Origin of the sequence: Actinosynnema sp. NPDC050436, from assembly GCF_040655415.1 — a bacterium.
Lineage (GTDB): Bacteria > Actinomycetota > Actinomycetes > Mycobacteriales > Pseudonocardiaceae > Actinosynnema.
Window position 1 is genome coordinate 1 of the sequence record NZ_JBFAJV010000031.1, and the last position, 25,509, is coordinate 25,509.

Below are 25,509 nucleotides of genomic sequence, written 5' to 3' on the forward strand. Positions count from 1 at the left end.
CACAGACGATTCGCCGGTGTCACGCCGTTTTCGTTGCCCGATGTGTCTCCCCGGTTCGTGGTCGCCCGCCGAGAGATGATCACCTCGCTCGCGGATTCCACGTAACCAATACGTAGAGGGTGCGCTGGAGCCCGCCGAACTCGACCAGCGCCTGCGCGAGCGCGGAGCGCCGCGAGGCGGCGTGCAGCTTGCCCACCACCAGGGAGGCGGTGGCGTGGCCGTACTTCAGCGACGCGGCCAGGCGCAGCATCTCGTCCCACTGCGACCGGATCAGCGCCGTGTCCACCCCGCCAACAACCGGCGCCGCGCGTCGGGCAGCACCGACAGGTCCAGCGCGTGCGCGTCCAACTCGCGCAGGAACCGCAGCTTGTCCAACTCCGCCCGGATCGCCATCGGCGACGCCGTCGTCGCACCCCCGGTGCAACCACGCCAAGCGGGAGATCGACAGCTGCGGCCCCACCGCCAACAACCCGTCCAGCTCGGTCTGCCGCGAGGCGCCCAACAGCGGCGACAGGCGCAGGTGGGTCTCGGCGACGGCGCGTTCGCGGGCGCCGGCCACCGCACGCAGCAGCGGCACCACACCCGGCCGCACGATCTGCGCACTGTGCAAGTACTCGCACGCCAACCGGAACAACACACTCGGCGCGTCGTGCTCCAACGCACGGGCCAGCAGGAACTCCTCCAGGTCCTTCCACTCCCCGGCCTTCGCCGCACGCCACCCCAACCGCACCGCCACCCGGCTCACCGCCGCAGCCGGCACCGCGGCGACGTCGTCGGGCACGAACCCCAACCACGGCAACGCGCACAACTGCACCGCCAACCCCAACCGGTTCCCCGCACCCCGCGTCGTCGCGTCGACCCACGCCACATCGTCCGAACCCAACGTGAAGAACCGGATCAGCTCGTCACGCCCCAACTCCTGCGGCCACGACCGCAGCCGCCCCATCTCCTCATGGACACCTACCGCGCCGGTCGCGCCGACGCCCACCAGGTGAAGGTGACCGACCCCGCGGGCAAGGCCATGGTCCACGGATTCGACCACGAGCGCGGCGACCGGCTGATCCACAAGTCCGACGCCAACGGCGACCTGCGGTACTTCCGGTACGACACCAGGGGATTCCTGGCGAGGTGACCGATGCCAACGGGCATTCGATCGTGACCGGGCACGACGCGCGCGGCAACATGGTGTCGCAGTCGACGTGTCGTGCCCGCACGCAATGTCACACGTCCTACTACGGCTACTACCTCAACGCGTCCGACCCGGCAGACCCGCGCAACGACCTGCTGGTCACCTCGCGCGACGGTCGCTCTGCGGACAAGGACGACACGTCATTAGCGACCGGGGCGGCCATTCGACCGCCGTGCACCTCCTGGCCGCGATGCGCGCCGTCTACACCCACGCCGTCAACGACCAACTCCTCCCGGTCGGCCACAACCCGGCCGCCCGTGTCCCCAAGCCACGACGCCGCCCGACCAGCCGCCACGCCCTGAGCGTCCCCGAGGTGACCGCCCTGAACACCGCGGTCGCCCTGGGCGGGCGCGACGCCCCGCTGGACTCCCTGCTGATCCGGCTGCACCTGGAGACCGCCTGCCGCCGCGGCGGCGCGCTGGCGCTGCGCGAAGAGGACGTCGACACCACCTGGTGCCTGCTGCGCCTGCGGGAGAAGGACGCGACCATCCGCTGGCAACCGGCCAGCCCCACCCTCGTCGCCGCGCTCCTGGCCCACCGCGCCCACCGGGGCACCGGCACCCCGTCGCCGGCACCGCTGCTGCGCACGACCGGCGGCACGCCGATCACCAGTCGCCACCACGACCACCTCTGGGTGCGCCTGGGACGCCAACTGCCCTGGATCACCGCACGCAACATCTCCACCCACTGGCAGCGCCACACCACGCTCACCTGGGTCGAACGCCACTTCGGACACTCCGTGGCCCACGCCTACGCAGGCCACACCAGCCACCACGACGACGTCACCACGGTCTACACCCGAGCGGTTGGACCGGCACCCCGGGAGAGTTCCCCCACCTGTCCGGCAGCCGGCCATGAACGAGCCGCAGGTCCCGCTGTTCATCCCACCGCACCCCGAGCCGCCACGGCCCGTCCCGCCCGCGCCACTGCCCACGGCACCGCCAGAACACACCGGGCCGGAATCTTTCCTCGTGGACACTGCGGCGATCGACCACTCAGGAAGGATCCCCGGCCCGTCGACTGACCCGCGCACTCGACTGGAAACCACAGGACGCCACGACCGCAAGCCTGAATCAGGGCGGAGTGGTCGTCCGTCGGACACCTGACGGTCCACACCGGATCGACTCACGAGGTCAGGCGTTCCTGCCCGCAGGGCTTCGCGCCATGCTGGGAATCCACACAGGCGACCACGTACTCCTCATCGCGATCCCGTCCGCCGGCGTGCTGCAGATCCGTTCGGCGGCGGCCGTCGCCGCCCTGCTCGACGACACGATCCCACTGGCTTCCGGCTGGCTTGCCCGGTCCCCCGCGGAGGACGTTGACGTGAGGCGGAGGTGCGCAGTGGTGCCGATCCAGGTGGAACACGGTCAGGCGCGAGGTTGGTCAAGACTGTCTTGTTTGTGCAGGAGGCATCGAGATGGACGATTCAGCCCGACCCCGTGCCGGTCGCGGTCATGGGCGAGGGGCGAGCGGCGAGGTCGCTTTGTCCGTCGCCTTCGCGAGGGGTGGGTCAGCCCAGCCACTGAACGAGCAGCAGGTGTACCTCACGTTGGTCGTCGAGGATCAGGTACACGACCTGGCCGGCATCGTCCGGGCCGAAATACCAGTAGCGGACTGCGGCGTCGGGGTTGTCCCGGTGTTGTGGTCGCCTGTTCCAGGGCTCCAGTTCCAGGACGGCGAGCACTTCGGCGTAGGAAGCGAGTGCGTGGTGGGGGAGCGCGGCGACCTGGTCGAGGGTCTCGGCGTCCGGGACGATCCGGTACGAGGGCTACTCGGCGTGCCGTCCGCGCAGGAGGGCCTTCATCTCCTCCAGCGTCACCGCCGAAGGGTTGGTACCTCGGCGTTGGATCTGCTCGGCCTTGGCCAGCATCCGGTAGTGAGAGCCCGGGTCGCGCAGTTCGCGGTATGCGATGTGCCGCCACTTGCCCAACAGCTCCCGCACTGGGGCGAGGTCCTTTGACCGTTTCGCTTCGTCCAGGGCGAGGTCCCACTCGTGGTCGAACTCGGCGGTCAGCATCGGTGTCAGACACACCCGGATCGCCACCGGGTCCGCAGCGGGAGCCGCGGGATCCCCGCCGGCAGGCTGTGGAAGAGCCGGAGGCGCCATGACTTCAACTTAGCGTGTGAAAGCGCCCGAATCCCGCTACGGTGCCCCGCGGGTGTGCCCCGCTCGCGAACGGGCCGCTACGCGCCTCGCCGAGGACGAGAAGTCGGGTGCACGACCCCTACCGAGATCAAATGCAACTGGCCCTGCAGCGATGGCACCACATCCGTACTCTGCAAGCTGTATAGTTTCAGTGCAAACTAAAGTAAACCACCTCGAAGTAAATGTCGACAGTCGCAGTCAAAGGGTCACCGGCACCGTCTCTGCAGGTCACGGCGGTGGCTGCATGGCTGGGCCTGGCGCACCCGGTGTGATGGACATGTCCCTCGGCTGGCTGCGGTCGCGCCGCAGACTCGCCCGTCTGGACTCGGACTCTTACTTGGCCAGGGCTGCGTTACCCACTATGTCGCCAGATCGAAGCAAACCTGCTGGTAGAGGGCGTGTGTCCAATGGGCGCCTCGGGCCTCGGACACGTCCACTCTGCACCCACACCCTGTAGCAACTGGTCGGAGTTCTTTCGCGGAAGGCGAGCTATGTCGGTACTTCCTCGTCGAGGCACGAAGCCTCATTGCATCCAATGATTTTCTCGATAGCTTCAGTGTTGACAAAATCTAGGGCTATCACGGCGTGGCGAATGCTCGGTCGGCAGTGACTGCCGACCGAGTAGCCGAATCCGCGATCGCGCCGCTTGATCACCCCTGAAGGGATCGATTCGCCGGAGTGATTCCGACGTAACTTCCGTGTGGTGGTGTTGGAGCCAGGTTCTCGCGTTCCGTTCACGTGAGTTGCGATCCGGCCGGGTCAGACTCGGGTGAACGGAACGGCGAGTTCGAGGTGGCCTCATGGGCAAGCGACGTGTGGAACCGAGCCAGCGAGCGGTGCTGAGGTGTGGGGCGACCGGACCTGTGTCTGATGTCAGGCCGTCCAGTTGGAGATCGGTACTGGCGGTGATCCGCGACCGGCGAGCCTCGTGGAGCGCGACCGGGTCGATGAAGGTCTGGTGGACGCCTGTTTGGAGTAGCGGGCGTTACCCTCTTACGGCGACCTCGGTTGTGACCGGGGTCGCCGTGTCGGCGGAGCGGCGGTAGACGTGGAAGCCGAACCGGTCGTGGTGGGTGTCGTCCTGGCGGACGAGGTCGTGGAGTGTCTGCGGGCGCTCGCGCTGGCCGCGCGAGCGTTGGGGAGCGGGTTCCAGTGGATCCGGACGCGTTGCTCACCGCTGAGCAGGTGGGGGAGTTGCTCCAGCTCTCGCCGCGGACGTTGAAGGACCAGGCTGCCGCCGGGGTGTTGCCGCATCACCGGTTCGGGAAGCACTACCGGTTCTCCCGCAGTGACATCGGCGCGATCCTGCGGCACACCGAGCACGTGGGCAAGCCACAGCATGGGCGCCTGAACATCGCGTGATCCCGATGGTCAGAACGCTCGCCTGTCCGATCGGAAGGGACGCCAGGTGGCGTATACGGAACAAGAAAACGACGGACCACGAGGCTGGCGGGTCCGATACAAACGGCCTGATGGGACGTGGGGGCGTGCAAGCGGCTTCTCCTCGGACACGGCTGCGAAGAACTGGGGCCTGGAGCAGGAGGCCCTGATCCGCAGGAACATGTGGATCGATCCGCGCGATGCCGAGACACCGTTCGGGGAGTTCGCCGAGGAGTGGTTCGAGGCGGTGTCGCCAAGGCTGGAGATCACGACGAGGGTGAAGTACCGGTCGTACATCGATATCCATTTGATGCCGCAGTGGCGGGCGTGGCCGATGATCGGAATCTTCAACAGCTACGTCGAGATCGAGGCGTGGCTGTCCAAACTCCACGACGAGTACGCCGACACGTCGGTGGCCTCGATCTTCGCGACCTTCTCGACGATCCTCAACGCGGGAGTACGGGCGAGGGTGATCCCAGCGAATCCCTGCTACGGGATCCGGGTGACCGGTGGCGAGTTCGAGAACGAGCGCCTGGTCGCCTCGCCGGTGCAGGCGTTGCGCGCCGCGATGCGGCTCCACGAGTCGGAGATGGGGCTGGCCGGCTTCACGCTCTGCCTGCTCGACTTCTACTCGGGAGGTCGGTGGGGCGAGTTGGTAGGCCAGGAACGTCACGAGTACGACGAGGTCAACCGCGCCATCGGGATCAGGTTCCCGCTCAAGGAGATCAACGGGAAGCTGTTGAAGGCCGGAGTCGAAGTCTCCCGGGAAGCGTCGAGCCGCGTGCCGGAAGTGTTGACGGTCACACCTCGCCGAGTCAGGGGCAAACGGGGGCGGACCAAGACCCCGGCGGGAACGCGGTGGATCCAGGTGCCGTCGGGAATCGCTGTGATCTACGAGACGCTGCTGGACCGCAGTCGGGGTTCGTTCGTGTTCACGTCGCCGGAGGCACCCTGCTGCGAAGGGCGAACTTCCGGCAGCGGTTCTGGCGGCCGGCGTGGGACGGTCGCAACCCCGAGCGTCCCAGCGCTGTCGATCACACGTCGGCGATCCTGCCGTGGTTGACCTTCCACGAGGGGCGGCACAGCTACTCCACCTGGATGGTGGAGGACGGGATCCCCGAAGTGGCTCGCCGCGCCAGGCTCGGGCACAAAATGAGAGGGGTCGCCAGGGTCTACGGCCATGTGACGAGCATCATGCTGGAGCAGATCCGCGAGTCGTGGGAAGGTCGGTGGCTGACGTCGCTCCTAGCGCTCCACGATGACGAGTTGGCCCGAATCATCGGATGGTTCCCCCACCTGAGGTCGGTGGTGGAGGGGGCGCGAGCACTACCGTCGAGGCCGGTCGTCTCCGGATCGTCTCCATTGATCTTGCACCACGCGCAAGAAGCCCGGCCTCAAGATCGAGGACCGGGCTTCTGAACTGCGTACTTCGGTGGTGGACGATACAGGGATTGAACCTGTGACCCCTACCGTGTCAAGGTAGTGCTCTCCCGCTGAGCTAATCGTCCGAGGCGGAGACGGGAATCGAACCCGTGTACAGGGCTTTGCAGGCCCTTGCCTAAGCCACTCGGCCACTCCGCCATGATTCCTGCACACTACACCAGGAAGTTCTGGCCTGAGCCCAAGGGGCCCTCTGCCGAGCGGATGACGAGACTCGAACTCGCGACCCTCACCTTGGCAAGGTGATGCGCTACCAACTGCGCTACATCCGCATACTCCGTGGTTTTCCGGACTTCCAGCCCTTTGGGGCTTTCCGTTCCGTCTTCCCCGGTGCGAGAGGAACTTTATTACATGCCCCGCCGTTCGATCAAATCGGGGGTCCCCTTGACCCTTCACAGGGCCGCTACCAGCGGTTTCAGGTCAGGTCGTTGGAGATCAGGTGGGTCAGGGCCTCGTCCACGTCGACCCACAGGTGCTCGTTGCCGGGCACCACGACGTCGTAGGTGCGGTCCAGGAAGTCGGCCAGCTCCTGGGCGGACGCCTCGAACATGGCGTGGCCGGACGGTGAGCTCAGCTCGATCACGACGACCTCGGGGTCGTCGGCGGCCGGGCGGATCCGGACGTCGCCGTCACCCGCGTCGGCGATTAGGCCGTCGGCGAGGAGGTCGCGGGCGTACACCCACTCGACCCAGCCGGCACGCCCCGTGCGGAACGCGGCCACCACTGCGTAGGGATCTTTCGTGTCATACCGAAGCTCCACCTGCACCGGCACCGCCGGTGTCCTCGGTGCCAGCAGGTCGAAGACCGCTGTTGAGCGGAGCGTCACGTGGTCATTGCGCATCGTCGTTACCCTCTTCTCCCTTCCCGGTCCAGGAAACGACCGAGCTCTCCACTTGTGACGTATATGTGGCGAGGAACGCTCGACATCGAGGCATTTGTCACCCGTTCGGGTCCATGAGACTCCTCTGGGCTACCATATCGCTGCGTTCCGTGTCCACCCAACCCGTGCCGCCCCACATCTTGCTGGGTTTAACCTGAACCCGGTACCGGCTGTTGCGCGAATGTTGGACGTGAGGACATCTCTGGTGGCTGACTCACCCGCTCCGACGCCCAGACGCGAACCTGACGGGCGATCTTCCGACGCGTCCCTGGTCGAGCGGGTCTCCGCAGGTGACCGGGGTGCGTTCGGTGAGCTGTACGACCGCTACGCCCGCCCGGCGTACTCGCTCGCGCGGCGGATCTGCGTCGACCCGGGCCTGGCGGAGGACGTCGTCCAGGAGGCGTTCCTCGCGCTGTGGCGCAACCCCGCAGGGTACGACCGGACCCGGGGCGGCTTCGGGACGTGGCTGATGACCGTCGTGCACCACCGCGCGGTCGACGCGGTCCGCCGGGAGAACACCCAGCGGCGGCGGAACGTGCCGTTGACCGACGAGGTGTCCGAGCGCGCCGTGCCACCTGCGGACGGTGCCGACCACGCGGCGCTGACCGGCGTGGTCGGCGCGGAGGTGCGGGAGGCGCTCAAGCGCCTGCCCGAGGACCAGCGGCAGGTGATCGCCTTGGCCTACCTGGGCGGTTACACGCAGATAGAAGTCGCGGCGCTGACCGGCATCCCGCTGGGCACGGTCAAGTCGCGCACGTTCGCCGCGATCCGCAGGCTGCGGACGTCGCTGCGGACGGTCTGGGCCGGCGAGACCGGCGGCGAGACGACAGGAGCACACCGGTGACCGGGGAGCGGAGGGACGAGTGGTGCCCTCAGGAGGAGCTCGCGGTCGGTTGGGCGATGCACTCGCTCGAACCGGACGAGGAGGCGCGGCTGCGCGCCCACCTGCCGGTCTGCGCGCGGTGCCGCGAGGCGGTTCGGGCCACCGAAGAGGTGACCGCCGCGCTCGGCGGTTCGGTGCGGCAGTACGAACCACCGGCCCGCCTGAGGTCGCGCCTGATGGCGGCGGTCGACCGCACCCCCCAGGAAATCGCGCACCCGAGCCGCCCGGCGGCGGCGCCCGCACCGGTCCTGCTCGCCGAACGGCGCAGGAACGGCGTCGGCCGCAGGCTGCTCGTCGCGGCGGCCGTGGTCGTCGCGCTGGGTTCGATCGGCGTGGCGGGGATGCGGATGAACCAGCTGGACGACCAGGTGACGGCGCAGGACGAGCGCAACCGTGAGCTGAACAAGGCGCTGGAACTGGCGGCGAACCCGGAGACCAACCGTGCAGTGCTGCGCTCCAAGACGGGTGAACCGATCGCGGTGGTCCTGTCGGGCGACGACCAGGCGGCCGTGATGGAGGTCAAGCTCGCCGCGAACACGACCGGCCAGAAGTACGTGGTGTGGGGCCAGAGCACGCCGGACGCCGTGCCGTTGGCGGCGTTCACCGTGAAGTCGGACTCGGTCGTGCAGTTCCTGGCGTGGTCGAGTGCGTCGCACCAGCACAAGCTGTTCGCCATCTCCCTGGAGGAGGGCGAGGCCATGCCGGAGAAGCCGTCGGCCGTGCTGGCCTCGGGTCAGGTGGGCGAGGCGTGAGCGATGATGTGCGCATGACCACCGAGCAGCGCGACGAGCAGACCGACCAGAGCGGCAAACGCCACCGGTTCCGCCGCAACCCCGCGCTGAACCTGACCTACCGCATCGGCGTGGGCGTGGTGGGCGGCCTGGTGCTGCTCGGCGGCATCCTGATGATCCCCTACCCGGGCCCCGGCTGGCTCGTGGTCTTCGCCGGCCTGGCGATCCTGGCCACGGAGTTCGAGTGGGCGGGCCGGGTGCTGCGCTTCGCGAAGCGGTACTACGACGCGTGGGTCGAGTGGCTCAAGCGCCAGAACCTGTTCGTGAAGGCCATGGTCCTGTCCGCCACCGCCCTGGTGGTCGCCGTGACCTGCTGGCTGCTCGGGGCGTTCTCGCTGGTCGGAGGCTGGTTCGGACTCGACTGGCCGTGGCTGGGGAGCCCGATTTTTGGATCCAAGGGATGATGTTGTAGGGTATGGGCACACCGCGAGAGCGGGGGAACAAACGAATACGGGCGATTAGCTCAGCGGGAGAGCGCTTCGTTCACACCGAAGAGGTCACAGGTTCGATCCCTGTATCGCCCACGAAGGTCAGGCCCCGTCCAAATAGGATTTGGACGGGGCCTGATCTTTTATTTGTCAGCGAATAGTCAGCGAACGGCTTGTCACGAGTCGTCACCGTCCTGGTCGTCATCGTCCAGCGCCCTCAGGATGCGGTCGTGATCGATCGTGCGGCGGGTGTAGAGCTGGAGCGTCGTCGCCGCGGTTCGTGCCCGAGGACGCGCTGCGCCATGTTCACCGGCACACCGTCGTCCACGAGCCACGTCGCGTACGAGTGGCGCAGGTCGTGGAAGGTCATGCCGTCCGCCGCGTGCTTGGCGATGTGCGCGACCGCTTGGCGGTGGGTGTCGAAGCGCTGGCTGTGCCGGGTGCCAGGGTCATCGGTCCAGCGGCCCTCGAACCAGTCGTCCCCGGACCGCACTTCACCCAGCAGACCGGCCCGAACCAGGGACGGTCTCCACACCCGTGTCCGGAACAGGGTCCGTCGCAGCGGCTTGCCCGCTTCGTTGGTGAAGATCAGGCCGTCCACGTTGGGCGGGTACTGGGCGATGTGGTCGCGCAGGATCGGCACCAGCCAGGCCGGGAGCGGGATCTCCCGGCGTCCGGCCTGCGACTTCGGGAACGGCTTGTGCGCGGTGTGCCCGCCGACCTCGGTGATGGTGCGCACCACCCGGATGACGCTGTGCTTGCCGAAAATGTTGTCCGTGCTGGTCAGGCGGCGTGGTGGTACTTGTTGAGGATGCCGCCCAGTCGTTGCCGTCTGCGGATGTGGAGGTGGGTGAGGGGTGCCTGATCGGGGGCTGGCTGTGGCAGTGGTTGTAGTGGTCGGGCGTTGTCGATTCCTTGGTGGGTCGGTGGGTGTTGTAGAAGTGCTCGTACTCGCGTAGCGCGTGGAGCAGATGCTGCTGGTTCCAGATCAGTGTTCGGTCGAGGAGCTCACGGCGGCAGCTGTGAATCCAGCGTTCCATGATCGCGTTCATGCGCGGGATTCGGACTCCGCTGAGGACGACCTGGATGCCGGCGTCGGCGAGGACGGCGTCGAACAGGGCCGGGAACTTGCCGTCCCGGTCGCGGATCAGGAAGCGCGCGTGTCGGCCTGCGTCTTCGAGATCCATGGCGAGGTTCCTGGCGGCTTGGGTGACCCAGGAGGCGGTCGGGTATGCGGTGGCGCCGAGGACGCGGATCCGGCGGTTGGCGTGCTCGATAATCGCGAGTACGTACAGGCGGGTTCCGTTCGACGTGTGGGTCTCGAAGAAGTCGCAGGCCAGGAGCGCCTTGGCCTGCGAGCGCAGGAAGGCCGACCAGGTGGTCGTGGTGCGTTCGGGTGCCGGTTCGATCCCGGCGTCTTTGAGGATTTGCCAGACGGTGGAGGCGGCGGTCTTGATGCCGAGGACGAGGAGTTCGCCGTGGATGCGGCGGTAGCCCCAGGCGGGGTTCTCCTGTGCCAGGCGCAGTACCAGGAGTCGGATGGAGTGGATGGTTCGTGGTCGGCCGGGCCGTTTGGGCGGGATCTGGCTGCGTGGAGATGGGCGAGGAGGTCTCGGTGCCGGCGCAGGACTGTCTCCGGGCGTACCAGTAGTCGGAGTCGACGGAGCGCTTTCGCCGGGAGTCGGTGCAGCAGGGCGGCGAGGAAGGCCCGGTCGGCGGGGGAGAACCGTGGGCGGGCGTCTCCGAGTTGGCGTTGCAGGACCATGATCTGGTGGCGCAGCGCCAGGATTTCCGTGTCCTTGTCCCGGTCGCTCATGGGCAGCAGGCGCAACAACGCGAAGGCGTTGGTCACGCCGAGGTAGGCCAGTCGGAGCAGCACAGCCGGTCATCATGCCGCGTCAGCCGACGGCACTGCGGATGGCAGCCGTCCCCGTCAGCGTCTCGAGCTCTTGGGCCTTGCACGCCCTCTACCTGGATGGATGGAGTTCTCGGCAGGTACAGGTGTAGTCCGGCAGCACTTTGCCGAGCTGCGTGGACCGGCCAGCGTCCTGGTCACGCCCGATTGGACGTTCGCCCGGAAACGAGAGTGCCCCCGTGCTATTACGGCACAGGGGCACTCTCATTCTTCGCTCCCGTGGAGCGTCGATTTCTAGAGTTCGGCTCGGGGTGGGAAGTCGTTGATGGCGTCGGTGAGGTATTGAGCGATTTGGTTGTGGTAGGCGGTGTTGGGTTGGCCGTTGGTGAGGTACTGGGGCGCGAGTTGGTTGGGGTTGGTGGTGTCGCGGACGGCGGCGTCGTAGTCGACGACGTAGTCGGCACCGAAGCTGGCGGGGTCGGCGAGCAGGGCGTTGTTGAGGTTGCGTCGCTCGGTCTCGCGGGGGTCGTTCGCGTCCAGTCCGAGCGGGGGCACGGTGGTGAGGATGACGTGGACCTGTGTGCCGTCGGGGCGGATGTGGTTTTTGAGGCCGGTGGGGCTGTTGCGGTGTATCAGGTGGGTGATGTTGGTGCCGATGTCGGTGGCGCTTGTTCCGGTGAGGATGTCGGTCGCGCCCAGGGCGATGAGCAGTGAGCGGAGGTTGGGGGAGCTCAGTGCGGTGCGGTGGAGGTCGGTGGTGGCGTTGGCGGTGGTGAGCGCGGCGGTGTCGGGGTAGGGGCCGAAGGTCTTCTGGTTGTGGGTCAGTTGGATGTCGCCTGCGCTGAGGACGCGTTGGTGGGCGCGGACGTCGGCGACCGAGCCGTTGTAGTAGTCGGTGGGGTTTCCGGCGTATTTGGCGCGGCCGACGGTGAAGGGGCCGTTGGCGGCGAAGAGGGTGACGCCGGAGAGGCTTTCCTGGTGCTCGCCGTTGACGTAGAGGGCGATCGTTCCGGTTTGGGCGTTGTAGGTGGCGGTCAGGTGGGTCCAGGTGTTGAGGGCGGGTTCGGTGCGGGACAGGATTCGGCTGCCGCGGTCGGGTTGCTCGTCGAAGGGGATGACGGAGAACGACCAGCGTCGGTGGGCGGGGGAGTACTGGAGGTAGAAGGAGCTGTAGGTGCTGCCGTCCTGGCCCAGGAGTGTCTGCCAGGCGGTGTCGGACTGGAGTTTGGTCCAGGCGCTGACGGTGAAGCTCTTGCTGGTGTCGATGGGTTTGGTGGCGGTGAAGTGGCCGTTGGTGCCGTTGAGGACGGCTGAGCCGTTGTGGTCGGTGCTCCAGGTGACGCCGCCCTGGGCGGTGGCGTTGTTGGTGCCGGCGAAGTCGTGGGCGGTGGTGCCGGTGCCGTCGGTCATGCGCCAGCGGGCGGTGTCGGGGATGCCGGCGCGGCTGGCGTTGACCAGGCCGCCGGGGATGCTGCCGCCGGCGGCGGCGAGTTTGGCGGGCAGTTCGTCGACCCAGGTGTTGCGTTGGGCGCTGCCGGGGGGTGCGGTGGCGGTGAGGTGGTCGCCGAGGACGACGACGGTGCCGTGGCTGGTGTCCGGTGTGGACACTTCGACGCCGGTGACGAAGTGGCTGCCGGTCAGGGTGGTGGTGAACGGGGAGCCGTTGGTGTTGGTGACGGTGTTGCCGTTGGCCAGGAACGTCGGTGCGGTGGCGCTGCCGTGTGTGGGTGCGAGGGCGGTCGCGGTGGGCAGGTGGAGGCTGACGGTCAGGTTTCCGTTTCCGCCGGTGGGGTAGGCGACCGGGTCGCTGTGGATCTCCCCTCCGGCCGGGAGGGTGATCGAGGTGTTGCCGTTGAATCGCAGTGTCGTCTGAGTCGCGGTCGCAGAGTCGGTGCCGGTCTGGGCGGCGATCGTGGCCGCGTCGATGGTGACGGGGGCGGGGTTGAGCGCGTTGGAGAGCTTGACCCGGACCTGGCCGCCGGTGACGGACGGGTGCAGGACGGTGCGCAGGGTCTTGTCCGCGAAGCCGTGACCGCCCGGGGGGGCCACGGCGGCGTCTGCGGGGGCGGACCAGGTGCCGACCCAGCCGGCGTCGCCGGTGCGTGGTGCCATGGCCAGGACGTGGAGTCCGGCGGCGGGGGCGCAAGTGCCGCGCAGGAACGCGGTGCCGTAGTTGGGCAGGGTGATCGACTTGATCGTCTTGGTCGGGTTGGCGGCGATGAACACCGGGGTGATCACGGGTTGGTACTGGCGCTGCTGGAGGAGTCCGGCGTTGCGGTAGGGCAGGACGATTCCGCTGGTGTCGCGTGGCACCGAGACCCAGTCACGGATTTCGGGGAAGCGCACGTTCTCCGTGGTGTTGTCGGTGTAGGTGATGGTGCCGGGGCGAGGCGCGGTCGTGCCGCAGGTGCTCAGGACGAGAAGGCCGACGGCGTTCGCCTTGACCTGCTGTGCCGCCGGGAACGGAATGGTCTGGCCGGTGGCCACGACGTTGTCGTTGCCGGTGGCGGTGTTCGGTGTCGGCAGCGTGAACGCCGCGCCGTTGACGACGATGGTCGAGCCGGGGGCCAAGCCCGCCGCGGCGAGGGTCTGGGCGGACAGCGAGTCACCTTGAAAGTCGATGTCCCCGGCGGTGGTGCCGTCGTTGCCGATGCCCTTGTTATTCATGGCGTCGGTGAAGCCGGCTGCGGTGACGTTGTTGATCGGCTGGACGGTCAGGTAGTCCAGGCCGAGCAGGTGGCGCGGTGCGACGGAGGCGGGGTTGGGCTCGACCGAGCGGAAGGTGATCTGGTGCTCGCCTGCCGTCAGGTGCGCGCCGCCGAGGTTTGTGTGCTTGACGACGATGGCGGTGCCGTATCCGTCGATGGGCTGGTTGTCGGTGTTGCCGACGATGCTGTCGTCGACCTTGACGGTGTAGCGCCCGCGGTTGTTGTTGGTGACCAGGCCCAGACCGATGGCGTAGTCGGCTTCGACGGGCGTGGTGAACGTGAAGGTGATGGACTGACCAGTGTTGTCCGCCTCGAACCGGCGGATACCGGAGCTGTTCCAGTCGACACTGGTGTTGCCGGGCCAGTAGAGGGTCGGCTTGTCTGCGGCGGATATCGGCAGCGTTTCAGCGTCGAGCTTCACAGTGGGGGACAGGTCGATGTAGTCGATGCCGGCGAGGAACTGCGTTGCGGTGGTGTCGGGCTTCTTGACGACCGAGACACCGAGCTCGTGCTGTCCGGCAGTGAGCCGGACACCAGTGATCTGCTTGTCCAGCACGGTGGTCGTCGGTTTGGTACCGCCCTGATGGACGTCACTGACCACGGTCCCGTCGAGGGTGAAGCCGACGAGGTCGGGGAGTGCGACGCTGTCGACCAGGCCGACGTCGACGTTGTAGTCACCCGTCACCGGGACGGTGAAGGGGTATCTGATGAACGCGCCGCTGCTGGTCGAGGTGACCGTCACGTACTTGCCGCCGGAAGCCGCGGCGTCATTGGTGATCGCGGCGGACAGGCCCGTTCCGGTCAAGGCTTCGACTTCGGTGCGCTCAGTCGGTGCCGGGGCGACGTAGGTCGGCGCGACGTGGAAGCGGTAGACCGCGGATTCCGGCGAGAGCTTGTGAGCGTCGTCGAAGCTGCGCACGTGAAGCGTGTGGTAGCCCGGTGACATGGTCGAGGGCAGGGTGATGGTCGCCTTGCCGCCGGTGTTGGCGACCCAGCCACCTGTTGTGCTGAAGGTCTGGTTGTAGTCGCAGTCGTCAGTACCGGGGACTCGCTCGGTGCCCGCGCCGGTGAACGTGTAGGTGAAGCCGACGATGTTGGCGGCTCCCTTGGCGTCGAACGAGAAGGTTCCCGGCAGACCCTGCGGACGTCCCCAACTGTCGGCGGGGTAGTCCTTGCTCGTGATGGTCGGCGTCGCGGTGATCGGGTTTCCTCGGGTTGTGAACGGCAACCAGGCCGACCAGGCGTTGGCCCACAGGTTTTTGCCCGGGTCGCCGGGGAACTGGTTCAGCGCGGCGACGCGCAGTTTGTAGTCGCCGTTGCCCAGGTTGGCATTCGAGGTCCACTGTCCCTGGTTGCCGGAGGCGATGACGACGTTGCCGTTGTTGGCTGCCTTCATCTGGTTCTGGGCGTTGTTCCACACCTCGTAGTAGAGGGCGATGTTGAGGGGGGCGTCGTTGTTGTCGGTGGCCGTCGCGTACAGCGTTGGGTTCGTGTCGCCGGTGATGATCTGACCGGTGCAGGTGACCGCGTTGCCGACTGCCAGGTCGGTGGGGCTGTTGGGGAGGAAGGCGTAGGTGACGCGCACGTACGGGTTGTTGGCGAACTTCTTCCACATGTCCCGGTCGCTCTCATCGGGCGAGATCAGGCCGAGTGTGAGGGACGGCGAGTTCCAGTCGGCGACGTTGTTGAAGCTGGAGTGGACGTTGAACGACACCCAGCCCGCGCCGCCGCACTGGTCACCCGCACCGGATGACGAGCGGGCGACCTCGAAGCCGGAAAGTCCGGGCCATTGGATCGACTCGTCCAGCATGTCGCTCTGGTACACAGCGACCGGGTGTGCGGTACAGGAAGTGCCGTGTGTTTGGAGCGCGTGGAGGGTGGCATCGAAGACGACGGCTTTGGTGCCGTTGCGGTACTGCAGTTCGCCGGTGGGGAAGCGGAAGTAGGACTTGGCGACCCAGGAGCCGCCGCACCCCGCCCAGCCGCCGCAGTAGCCGACCTGGGCGTCCATGTCGGCGTTCCAGTACTTCCAGCCGCTGCTGGTGACCTCGGCCCACGCATCGCGGCTGCGTGACAGCAACGGGTCGATGTAGACCGGGTACTGCACGTCCGTGCCGCGCAGGGCTTCCGGGTCGGGTGTGATGGTCAACTCGGACGTCGTGGACGTGCCGTCGTCGACGGTCTGCGCCGTCATGTCCAGCGCGGTCACCCGGCCGCTGCCGGGATCGGTGGCCGTGGGGTCGGGGCCGCGTTTGTCGTCCTTTGTGGAGTCCCACATGATCGGCGTCGAGCCTTGGAATACGACCTTGCCTGTAGAGTCGGTGGCGCTGAGGATGTCACCGTTGGTGGTGAGGTCCATGCCTGTCGCGCCGGCGTGGAGCTTGAACGACGTGAGTGCAGGGTTGGCGGCGGCCTGTCCGTCCTTCACCACCAGCACTTCGGAGTAACCGGTACCGGTGGCAGTGAGTCGGAGGTCGACACCGGGGAAGACCTCTGGGTAGACGGCGCTGGACCCGTCGACCACCGGAGTCGGCAATGGCGTGGGCCAACTCAGGGTGAAGGTCTTGTCGCCGTCGCGCATGGTCACCAACGGTGACGTACCGCCGCTGGAGAAAGACATGTCGACCGCTGCCGAGCTGGGGACGAGAGTCCCGTCGGGGGCGGGAATGAGCGATGTGTCGATGTCGCTCCACGTGCCGTTCTTCTTGGAGCGCACGGGTCTCACGTGACTCTGCAGCGTGAAGGTGCCGTCCGGGTTGGCCAGCACCGTGCTGTTCTCGGTGAGGGCGTCGTTCACCGGCGTGGGTTGACCGGTGCGTCGAGCCTCGGTGAGTGCGGTCTTCTCCGCCAAGGTCTGCGCTTCAGGCAACGATGGGGTCGGCTCAGGGACGGCTGCGACGATCGGAGTGAAGCCGACCGCAGTCTGGACCACGAGGGCCGCAGCGGTGAGCGCCGCGAACGCCAGAGGTCGTCTGGGCATGGCGAATCGAAGAAGTCTTGGACGCACGAGTCCCCCCGGACGGTTCCACTAGGTGCCTGATCAGGCTGGAGCGGACGGTAACCGGTGCTGTCTACCTGCGAAAAGACTAATAACTGTGATGTAAGTCATTATCTCTGATGTAACGCTGACGTGAAGTGGATCAACTTCGCCACAGCTCGGGAAACACCCTTCCGAAGGTTCTTGCTCATCGCTTACTGTTCGCTGGCCTGCGACCGGTGACACGGTCCTGTCCGAGGGGGATCACGGCATGATCGGTGGGGATTTCGCGCGCCCGAATGCGGAGAGAACACCCAGAGCGGGGTGGCCCAGACGGACGACGTCCGCGCTCCTAGCCGCCGTCGTGGCCGCGGGTCTGGCCGTGGGGTTGGCCTCCGACATGCCGCGAACCTTCGAGCTCCCGCAGGCTGAGCGCCAGGAGCCGATCCCACATGACGAAATCCCGTTGGTGGAGGAGAAGCCGCTCGCGAAGCCCGTCCACGCGGAACCCGGCGACGCGAAGTGGCCTGACGGCGGGAAGGCGTCGGTGTCGGCAGGTGCGTCGCCGCGTCGCGCCGGAGACCTGCCGGTGTCGGTGTCCGCCAAGGGGGAGAAGGAACGGCGTTTCGACATCGAGGTCTTCGGCCAAGACGTCGCACGGAACGCCGGCGTCACCGGCGTGGTCTTCGCCGTCACCCCGACCGACAGTTCGACCGACGCGATCTCCGTGGACCTGGACTACTCCACGTTCCGCAACGCGGTCGGCGGTGAGTTCGGCACGCGACTCACGCTGGAGCAACTCCCGGGATGCGCCCTCTCGACCCCGGAGAAGCCCGAGTGCCAGGCGCGGTCACCGCTCGCCTCCCGCAACAGCCCGGCCGCCAAGACCGTCTCCGCCGAGTCTGTCAGCCCTTCACCGGACCATCCGCCCGCGAAGAAGATGACGGCCGGTGCCCCCGCCGGTCGGATGATGGTGCTGGCCGCGACGGCCGGGACAGCCGGACCTGACGGCACGTTCGCCGCATCCTCTTTGTCGCCGTCCGGCACGTGGGCCGTGTCGGGCAACTCCGGCTCCTTCGGCTGGTCCTATCCGATCGTGCTGCCGCCCGCTGCCGCCAGCTCGACCGTCGCACCATCGGTGGCGCTGTCCTACAGTTCCTCCTCCGTCGACGGCCGCACCTCCGCCACCAACAACCAGGCCTCTTGGATCGGCCAAGGCTGGAGCTACGCACCCGGCGCCATTGAACGCACTTACCGCACCTGCGCCGAGGACAAGACGCTCCCGCAAGCGCAACAGACCGGTGATCTGTGTTGGGCGGGCGAGATCGTCTCGATGAACCTCGGGGGCCAGGCCACCGAACTCGTCTACGACGACGCAACCCACACCTGGCGCGAAGCCGAAGACCGCGGCAGCAGGATCGAACTGCTCACCGACACCACCAACGGCGTCCACAACAACGAGTACTGGAAGATCACCAACACGGCCGGTGTCAGCTACTACTTTGGCCGGAACCAGGGGCCGGGCTACACCAACCAGGAGCAGACCAACTCCGCGTGGACGGTCCCCGTTTACGGCCCGCGCTCCACCGACAAGTGCTACAACGCCAGCGGCTTCGCCCAGTCCTGGTGTATGCAGGCGTGGCGATGGAACCTCGACTTCGTCGAGGACACCAACGGCAATGTCACCTCGTATTACTACGACCGCGAGACCAACCACTACGGCGCGAACGCCCAGACCACCGGCGTGTCCTACACCCGCGGCGGCAGCCTGAAGCGCATCGACTACGGCCTGCGCAAGGCGAACGGGTCCATCTACGGATCGGTGGCTCCGAACCAGGTCGTGTTCGGCACGTCGGAGCGCTGCCTGCCCGACGCCGGTTTCGACTGCGACCCCTCGAAGTTCACCTCCGTCAACGCCACGCGCTGGCCGGACACCCCGCAGGACCGGGACTGCAAGTCCGGCGCGGTGTGCAACAACCACTACCCGTCGTACTGGTCGACCAAGCGCCTGACCAGCATCACGACCCAGTACAACGCGGGCTCCGGGCCGGTCAAGGTCGACGAGTACCGCCTGACTCATACCATCCCGACCTCCACGGACGACGCCAAGGAGCTGCTGCTCCAGTCGATCACGCGCACCGGCTACAAGGGCACCGAGTCGATCACACTGCCCGCCACCACGTTCGCGTACTTCCCGTCCGACAACCGGGTGCACAACTACGGCGGCGAAGCCGGCTTGGCGCGCTGGCGCGTCAACAACATCAAGACCGACACCGGCGGCCGGATTCTGGTCACCTACAGCGCCAAGGACTGCACGGACACCAGCGTTCCCGCCGACCTGGCCAACAACACCCGTCGCTGCTACCCCGTCTACCGCACCCGCGAGCGCAACGAGAACCCGACGCTGGACTTCTTCCACAAGTATGTGGTGGACAGGGTCGATGTCCAAGACGGAGAACGCCTGCCCGGTGGAGCGACCCGGCCCGGCGCGTCACCGACGAGAATCACCACCTACACCTACCTCGGCACCCCCGCCTGGCACTACGACGACTTCGAACTGGTCAAGCCCGAACACCGCACTTACGGCCAGTTCCGCGGCTACGGCAAGGTCGAAGTCCGCAACGGGGACGCCGGCCGCAACGACCAGCGCGGCGGCGGTCCCGACAAACTGACCCTGACCCGTACCACCTACTTCCGCGGCATGAACGGCGACACTCTCGCAGCCGGGGTGAGCCGTACCGCCTCGGTCACCAACTCGCTGGGCGAGTCGACCGCCGACGACGCGCGATACGCCGGCACGGCCTACGAGACCGAGGTCTACGACGGCGACGGCGGGACCCGCGTGTCCACCAGCATCACCGACCCGACCGTAATCGCCGCCGCGACCGCGTCCCGCGCGCGTCCCGGCCTGCCCGTACTGACGTCCGACATCACTGCAACCGCCAAGACCCGGACGATCACGCACCTGGCAGCGGGCGGCACTCGTACCGCGAGCACCACCAACCGGTACGACACCCTCGGCCGCCTGGTAGCGAAGACCGAGTCCGGCGACGGCGTGCCGGACCTGTGCATGACGACCGGTTACGCCGACAACACCACAGCCTGGATCCGCGACCGGGTCTCGGACATTACGGTGTCCGAACAGGCGTGTCCCGCAGGCGGCGTAGCGCAGACGTCGATCCGGAGCGCGTCACGCACCTTCTACGACCAGAGCACCACGCTGGGTCAGGTCACCGCCGGCAACCCGACCCGCGTCGACACCGCCACCACGAACACCAACGACCAACTGACCTTCGCCACCACCGCCACCACGACGTACGACACCTCCGGCCGGGTCGCATCCACCACGGACGCGCTGCAACGCACCACAGGAGCAGCGTTCACCCCCGCCGAAGGCGGCATCCTGAGCAAGATCGTCACGACCAACGCCAAGAATCAGACCAGCACCGTCGAGCTCGAACCCTCACGCGGCAAGACGACCGCGACCGTCGATGTCGGATCACGACGCACCGACGCCGGATACGACGCGCTCGGCCGCGTTGTCGAGGTGTGGAAACCGGGCCAGTTCCGACGTGACTCCGGAGGCCTTCCGGCGATCACCTACGAGTACCTTGTCCGTGACAACGGGCCGTCGGCAGTGACCACCAAAACCTTGGTCGAATACCACGACATGGTTACGTTCCAACGGAACTACGTGGTCAACGTCGACCTGTACGACCCCTTCGGAGGGTTGAGCCAGTCGCAGTCGGACGCCTTGGACGGCTCGGGCGGCAGGGTCGTGAAGGACATCGAGTACGACTCGCACGGCTGGACCCGCCACACCCGAAACCGCTACTTCACCAACGGCGCCCCTGGAACCACGCTGATCGAGGTTCAGGACAGCCAGGTCAACGACCGCACGGTCACCGAGTACGACGCCACCGGGCGCCCCGTCCTCGCCTCCGAGTACAACGGGACCAACCTGTCCTGGAAGACCAGGACCGTGTACGGCGGCGACCGAGTCACCATCATCCCGCCACAGGGCGGCACGACCACCACGAAGGTCAGCGACGTCCGCGGCCGGGACACCGAAATCCGCCAATACACCACGACGCCGACCATCACCGGCGACACGGTCACCGGCGGTACCTTCCAGACCACCACGCACGAGTACACCGCGCTGGGTCAACTCAAGAAGAACACCGACGCCGTCGGCAACCAGTGGACGTTCACCTACGACTTCCTCGGCCGCAAGACCAGCCAGAGCGACCCGGACTCGGGAACCACGAACACCACCTACGACCTCGCCGGCCAGGTGCTCACGACCACCGACGCCCGCAACCAGACACTGGCGTTCACCTATGACGTGCTCGGACGCAAGACCGCCGAGTACGCGGACTCCACCACCGGCACCAAGCTGGCCGAGTGGCGCTACGACAACGCGGTCAACGGAATCGGCCTGCCCGGCTACACCACCCGCTACACCCCGCAGGGCAACTACGACTCCGGACCGACGGACTACAACGGCGCCGGCCGCGTCTCCAAGACACTCGTCCGCATCCCCGCCACCGAAACAGGTCTCAACGGCAACTACCAGACCACCTTCTCCTACACCCGCACCGGACAGTTGACCTCGGTGCAAACCCCTGCGACCAACCGCGGCGGGCTGCCCGCCGAGATTCTGGGGACCTACTACAACAAGTTCGGGCTGCCCGACACCAGCGACGGCGTAGCTGGCGGAAACGTCTACGTCGACAACACCACCTACACACCGTACGGCGAGGCCGCGCTCTACTCCCTCGGCGTGCTCAACAGCGCCGCCTCGCTGGCCTTCCAATACGACCCGCAGACCAGACGACGCACCCGCACCACCCTCAGCGCCCAGCTGGCCTTTCCCCAAGTCGACGACACCCGCTACACCTACGACCCCGCGGGCAACGTCACGAAGACCGTCAATACCCCCGGCGCACAGGGCCAGGTCCCGACCCGCACCCAGTGCTACAACTACGACGCGCTACGCCGCCTGTCCAACGCCTGGACCGCCACCGACGACTGCGCCGCCACTCCGTCCACTACACCCGGACACGTCAACGTCGGCGGCCCGACCCCGTACTGGACGTCCTGGACGTTCGAACCCGGCGGACTGCGCACCACACAGACACAAAACTCACCGTCCGGTGCCGCCAACGACACCACCACGACCTACACCTACCCCACCAGCGGCACGACTCAAGCCCACACGCTGACCAACGCCACAACAACCGGATCGTCGGGCTCCAGCCTGTCGACCTACGGCTACGACCTCGCCGGCAACACCACCCGACGCACCCTGCCCACCGGGGAACACGTCCTCACCTGGGACAAGGAGAACCGGCTCGACACGGTCACCTCTCCCGCCGGCAACACCAAGTACATCTATGATGCCGACGGCAACCAACTTCTCCGCCGCGACCCCGGCAAGACCACGTTGTTCCTTCCGAACCAGGAGATCACCCGGGACAACGTCACCGGTGTTCTCACCGGCACCCGCTACTACGTCCACAACGGGACCACCGTCGCCGTCCGAGTCGGCAACACCAACCCCACCTACCTGGTCTCCGATCTGCACAACACCGCCTCGGTCGCCCTGGAGTCTGTTGGATACGCCGTCAGTCGGCGAGTCCTGGATCCATACGGCAATAGGCTCGACCAGTCCGGCAACCTCTGGCCCGACCGTCACGGATTCCTGAACAAGCCGGTCAGCGAAATCAGCGGCCTGACCGACATCGGTGCCCGCAAATACGATGCGACCACAGGCCGTTTCATCAGTGTCGATCCCGTGCTTGATCTCGCCAATTCTCAACAGTGGACCGGCTACGCCTACTCCGACAGCAATCCGACGACTTATAGCGATCCCACCGGCCTCATTCGCCAATGTGGCGTCGACGGTGCTGGATGTGGCAGTCGCAACTATGAGAAATGCTGCGGCCCGTCAGTTGACTCCCTTCCCTTCATCAGCTACAAGCCAGCGGACAGTCTGGTCGTCACCTACGATCGACGCGCGCGCACCTACTACCTGAACGAAGTCCAGATCCCGGCCTCTGCTCCGGCAATCGGCAAGTTGCTGTCGACTGCGAAACAGGACCTGCCGAGGGTTCCCTATCGGAAGGACGTGGAGTTCGGCCTCCTGCTTGAGGAGGAGGTCTACATGTTGTTGGAGAGGGCGTGCGACGCCCTGCCTGGCTCCGACTGCTCGGCAGGTTTCATGTCGGATCTCATGCTCCAGCGGCCCGACGTGGGTATGGGAACCGACGCGTTGATGTCGATGGCTGGTGCCGCCATCGGTGGCGCAGGCAGTTTTCGGATGGGGCGCTGGAAGGTTGGAGATGATCCCTTCGCTCCGAAGGCTTCTGGTGACAATCCGATGTGGTCAACAGTGCGATCGCGGTTTTGGAAGAACGAGGCAAATGAGCCTGGAGCTGTAGACCAGTATGGTGCAGCAAACGTTTCTCGAATGAAGCGTGGCTCCGCTCCTCAACGTAAGAACCCGAGGACGGGCGAGATCGAGTCTATGGAGTTGAGCCACGAACCCGTGCCGCTACGAGAGGGTGGTACGTCGGTCACGCCGCGCTGGCCTGACGAGCACGCTATGCTTGATCCGTACCGGCATGTAAAGAAGCAGAAGTGACAGCGGGTGATGGTCTGGTGGAAGAGTTCGGTGAGCGCTTCGTGCGTGAGAACATCGATGTGATCGATGTCGGCGATATGCGTGTCCATCAACGACTGGTCATTCCTCAGGTGGGCGCGGGAAGAACACTTTCTGTCACCTTCGAGCGATACTCGGAGGAAATCGGCCAGGCGGTCTGCGTATCAACTGCAAAGGGTAAACTCCAAATCGGAGAAGAGCGAGCGGCTCGGTTTATACTTTGGGCGGATCACAGTCCGGTGAAGGTTGATTTGCAGATCACCAATCGGGTTCCCTCTGATATCGTTCTCTGGAATGCCTGGCGGCGGCATGATGGAGGGGTCGACGCTGCGCTAAGGTACGCAGGAATGTTGGTGGAGTCGGTCCGGACGTCCGTGTGGCACCTGCGTTGTAGTGACGGCATCGGGTCTGCCGACTTCGACGATCTGGTGCTTCGAGTGGAACTACGTTAGGCGGAGGTCGATCCGCCCTTCATAAGCGAGATCCAGGTGTTTCATCGGGTAGGAGTTCCGGTGTTTCACCGGGATGTTCTTCAACCCGGTAGGCATTCGGGTCGACTGTGCGCCGAACCCACTCGATCCCAGTTCCTTCGGTGCGCGGTGAGGCTTGAACCACGACGCCATGGCGCGACATAACCTGCGAACTTGGCGTACAGATGCACGTGTTGGCGAGCATTATGCGGCTGGCATTTGTTGATGTAGGCGTACGATCAACTCTATGGGAGAGGCTGCATGACAGTGGCTTGATAATCCAGCCTCAACGGAACTCGGCAATCATCTTGAATAATTGCGCGACGAAGCGAATGGTTGCCGCGAAGCATCGCTCCCCGGAGCGTCGAAAGTCAAGGACGAAAACATCCTGTCGATTGTTGCAAGCGACATAGGCGGGCGCTCCGGCCGCTGCTGTGGCTCAGTAATTCGCCCAGGTCACGACTTCTCCTGCATCGGCTTGCTGGCTGCGTGGCTGCGATTGAAAGCCGTTATCGCTTCTGCGGCTTCCGGAGGTGGAAGAGCACCCAACATGCTTGCAAAAATGTGGGAACGAACCTGTGGGGTGTCAAAAGTCGGCCACAGGGGTCTGACTTGCGGTTAGGCGGCTGTGGGTTCGTATTCGTTGATCAGGCCGCCGAGGAGTGGTCGGCGGAGTATCGAGGTCCGGCCAGGCTCTGCGGTCGAGTGGTCTGGTCGTGGTGGTGTGAGTTGTAGGGCTTGGTGTGGTCTGCGGTGGTTGTAGTGGGTCGTGTAGCGGTTCAGCACGGTCCGCAGGTGGTGCTGGGTGATGATGAGCAGTCGGTCGGTGGCTTCGCGTCTGACAGTGCCGACGAAGCGTTCGGCGTAAGTGTTGGCTCGTGGACACCGTGGCGGGGTCTTCACGACGTGGACGCCTGTGTCGGTGAGGACCGCGTCGAACGAGGCGGTGAACTGGCCGGCCCGGTCGCGGATGAGGAACCGGAAGTCGTCTGTCCGGTCGCCGAGGTCCACGAGTAGGTTGCGGGCTTGTTGTGTGGTCCATGCCCGTCGGGGTTGGTGGTGGTGCCGAGGATGTGGACGTAGCGGGTGGTGACTTCCATCACGAAGAACACGTAGATCCGCTTGAGGGTGACGGCGCAGTCGACGTGAAAGAAGTCACAGGCCAACATGCTCGCGGTCTGGGCGCGCTGGAACCGTCGCCAGGAGGTGTCGGTGTCGCGCAGGGGAGCGGGCGGTACCCGCAGGCGCCTGAGCACGCGGCGAACCGTGGAAGCGGCTACCCGGCGGCCGAGCTTGAGCAGCCCACCATGGATCCGGCGGTAACCCCAGCCGGTGTTCTCCCGCGCCATGCGTTCGATCAACGCCACGGTGGTGTCGTCGACCGGTGGGCGGCCGGTGCGGTTGGGGCAGGTCCACTTGCTTGCGACCAGGCACCGGTGCCATCGCAGGATGGTGCCCGGTGTCGCCAACCGGTGCTCACCCAGCCGTCGGGGGAGTCGGCGAACCAGCGAGGCGAGTACAGCTCGATCGGCCCACTCCCATCGCGGGCGGGGGTTGCTCCGGCGCAGCACGGCGTCCTCCTGTCGCAGCAGCAACAACTCCACGTCCTTGGCCGCGGAGGACCGGCCGAGCAGAACCAGCCAGTCACCGAGTCGAACGAAGATCAGGTACAGCAGTCGTAGCGCCACACCCCACGAT

At 66.3% G+C, this 25,509-nt stretch carries 17 protein-coding genes and 4 tRNA genes; 10 read left to right on the top strand and 11 right to left on the bottom strand.

Translation table 11 applies throughout. The features are described from left to right. Window positions 1-79: 79 nt before the first annotated feature. Window positions 80-946 (bottom strand): DUF4158 domain-containing protein, encoded by an 867-nt coding sequence (locus AB0I60_RS37040; protein ID WP_360738836.1) that lies wholly within the window; start codon window positions 944-946, stop codon window positions 80-82. Between the two features lie 6 nt (window positions 947-952). Between AB0I60_RS37040 and AB0I60_RS37045 the strand changes: the two genes are divergently transcribed. Next, a complete protein-coding gene (locus AB0I60_RS37045; RefSeq protein WP_360738838.1) occupies window positions 953-1,132 on the top strand; it encodes a hypothetical protein in 180 nt (59 codons plus the stop codon). A 229-nt stretch (window positions 1,133-1,361) separates the two neighbouring features. Next, window positions 1,362-2,213, top strand: a complete 852-nt coding sequence (locus AB0I60_RS37050) for a site-specific integrase (RefSeq protein WP_360738841.1) — start codon at window positions 1,362-1,364, stop codon at window positions 2,211-2,213. Window positions 2,214-2,699: 486 nt separating this feature from the next. Here the strand turns inward: AB0I60_RS37050 and AB0I60_RS37055 are convergent, their stop codons facing one another. Both AB0I60_RS37055 and AB0I60_RS37060 read right to left on the bottom strand, forming a co-directional pair. Next, a complete protein-coding gene (locus AB0I60_RS37055; RefSeq protein ID WP_360738843.1) occupies window positions 2,700-2,873 on the bottom strand; it encodes a hypothetical protein in 174 nt (57 codons plus the stop codon). 84 nt (window positions 2,874-2,957) lie between these two features. Then, a complete protein-coding gene (locus AB0I60_RS37060) occupies window positions 2,958-3,296 on the bottom strand; it encodes a DUF6247 family protein (protein WP_360738846.1) in 339 nt (112 codons plus the stop codon). Between the two features lie 1,191 nt (window positions 3,297-4,487). Here AB0I60_RS37060 and AB0I60_RS37065 point away from each other — a divergent pair. Beyond that, a complete protein-coding gene (locus AB0I60_RS37065) occupies window positions 4,488-4,697 on the top strand; it encodes a helix-turn-helix domain-containing protein (protein WP_360738849.1) in 210 nt (69 codons plus the stop codon). A gap of 46 nt (window positions 4,698-4,743) precedes the next feature. After that, on the top strand, window positions 4,744-5,778 hold the full coding sequence (locus AB0I60_RS37070) for a hypothetical protein (RefSeq protein WP_360738851.1): 1,035 nt from the start codon (window positions 4,744-4,746) through the stop codon (window positions 5,776-5,778). A gap of 370 nt (window positions 5,779-6,148) precedes the next feature. Here the strand turns inward: AB0I60_RS37070 and AB0I60_RS37075 are convergent. The 4 genes from AB0I60_RS37075 to AB0I60_RS37090 all read right to left on the bottom strand — a co-directional run bounded on the left by AB0I60_RS37075 (window position 6,149) and on the right by AB0I60_RS37090 (window position 6,996). Then, a tRNA-Val gene (locus tag AB0I60_RS37075) sits at window positions 6,149-6,223 on the bottom strand. Between the two features lies 1 nt (window position 6,224). Continuing rightward, window positions 6,225-6,296 (bottom strand) — tRNA-Cys (locus tag AB0I60_RS37080). Between the two features lie 58 nt (window positions 6,297-6,354). After that, window positions 6,355-6,427: transfer RNA gene (locus AB0I60_RS37085), tRNA-Gly, on the bottom strand. A gap of 143 nt (window positions 6,428-6,570) precedes the next feature. Then, window positions 6,571-6,996 (bottom strand): SsgA family sporulation/cell division regulator, encoded by a 426-nt coding sequence (locus tag AB0I60_RS37090; protein WP_015100287.1) that lies wholly within the window; start codon window positions 6,994-6,996, stop codon window positions 6,571-6,573. A 244-nt stretch (window positions 6,997-7,240) separates the two neighbouring features. Here AB0I60_RS37090 and AB0I60_RS37095 point away from each other — a divergent pair, with 244 nt between their 5' ends. The 4 genes from AB0I60_RS37095 (at window position 7,241) to AB0I60_RS37110 (ending at window position 9,233) form a co-directional block, all read left to right on the top strand. After that, window positions 7,241-7,879, top strand: a complete 639-nt coding sequence (locus AB0I60_RS37095) for a sigma-70 family RNA polymerase sigma factor (protein ID WP_360738853.1) — start codon at window positions 7,241-7,243, stop codon at window positions 7,877-7,879. Then, window positions 7,876-8,670 (top strand): anti-sigma factor, encoded by a 795-nt coding sequence (locus tag AB0I60_RS37100; RefSeq protein ID WP_360738855.1) that lies wholly within the window; start codon window positions 7,876-7,878, stop codon window positions 8,668-8,670. Before AB0I60_RS37095 ends, AB0I60_RS37100 begins: the two co-directional genes overlap by 4 nt. A gap of 14 nt (window positions 8,671-8,684) precedes the next feature. Then, window positions 8,685-9,113 (top strand): TIGR02611 family protein, encoded by a 429-nt coding sequence (locus tag AB0I60_RS37105; RefSeq protein ID WP_360738858.1) that lies wholly within the window; start codon window positions 8,685-8,687, stop codon window positions 9,111-9,113. A 48-nt stretch (window positions 9,114-9,161) separates the two neighbouring features. Beyond that, window positions 9,162-9,233: transfer RNA gene (locus tag AB0I60_RS37110), tRNA-Val, on the top strand. Window positions 9,234-9,354: 121 nt separating this feature from the next. Here AB0I60_RS37110 and AB0I60_RS37115 read toward each other — a convergent pair. Then, window positions 9,355-9,879 (bottom strand): site-specific integrase, encoded by a 525-nt coding sequence (locus AB0I60_RS37115; protein WP_360738860.1) that lies wholly within the window; start codon window positions 9,877-9,879, stop codon window positions 9,355-9,357. Window positions 9,880-11,286: 1,407 nt separating this feature from the next. Further along, the gene (locus tag AB0I60_RS37120) at window positions 11,287-16,680 is read right to left on the bottom strand and encodes a LamG-like jellyroll fold domain-containing protein (RefSeq protein WP_360738863.1); all 5,394 of its coding nucleotides are present in this window, start codon (window positions 16,678-16,680) and stop codon (window positions 11,287-11,289) included. A 379-nt stretch (window positions 16,681-17,059) separates the two neighbouring features. Between AB0I60_RS37120 and AB0I60_RS37125 the strand changes: the two genes are divergently transcribed. Together AB0I60_RS37125 and AB0I60_RS37130 are read left to right on the top strand one after the other, a co-directional pair. Next, window positions 17,060-23,323: an RHS repeat-associated core domain-containing protein gene (locus AB0I60_RS37125; protein ID WP_360738864.1), complete on the top strand. Its 6,264-nt coding sequence runs from the start codon at window positions 17,060-17,062 to the stop codon at window positions 23,321-23,323. 17 nt (window positions 23,324-23,340) lie between these two features. Beyond that, window positions 23,341-23,793 carry a hypothetical protein gene (locus tag AB0I60_RS37130; RefSeq protein WP_360738867.1) on the top strand — a complete coding sequence of 151 codons (453 nt, stop codon included), beginning with the start codon at window positions 23,341-23,343 and terminating at the stop codon, window positions 23,791-23,793. A gap of 636 nt (window positions 23,794-24,429) precedes the next feature. Here the strand turns inward: AB0I60_RS37130 and AB0I60_RS37135 are convergent. After that, entirely contained in the window at window positions 24,430-24,822 is a 393-nt protein-coding gene (locus tag AB0I60_RS37135; RefSeq protein WP_360738870.1) for an integrase core domain-containing protein, read from the bottom strand. Next, the gene (locus tag AB0I60_RS37140) at window positions 24,711-25,499 is read right to left on the bottom strand and encodes a hypothetical protein (protein ID WP_360738873.1); all 789 of its coding nucleotides are present in this window, start codon (window positions 25,497-25,499) and stop codon (window positions 24,711-24,713) included. The genes AB0I60_RS37135 and AB0I60_RS37140 overlap by 112 nt, the downstream gene beginning before the upstream one ends. Window positions 25,500-25,509: the final 10 nt, after the last annotated feature.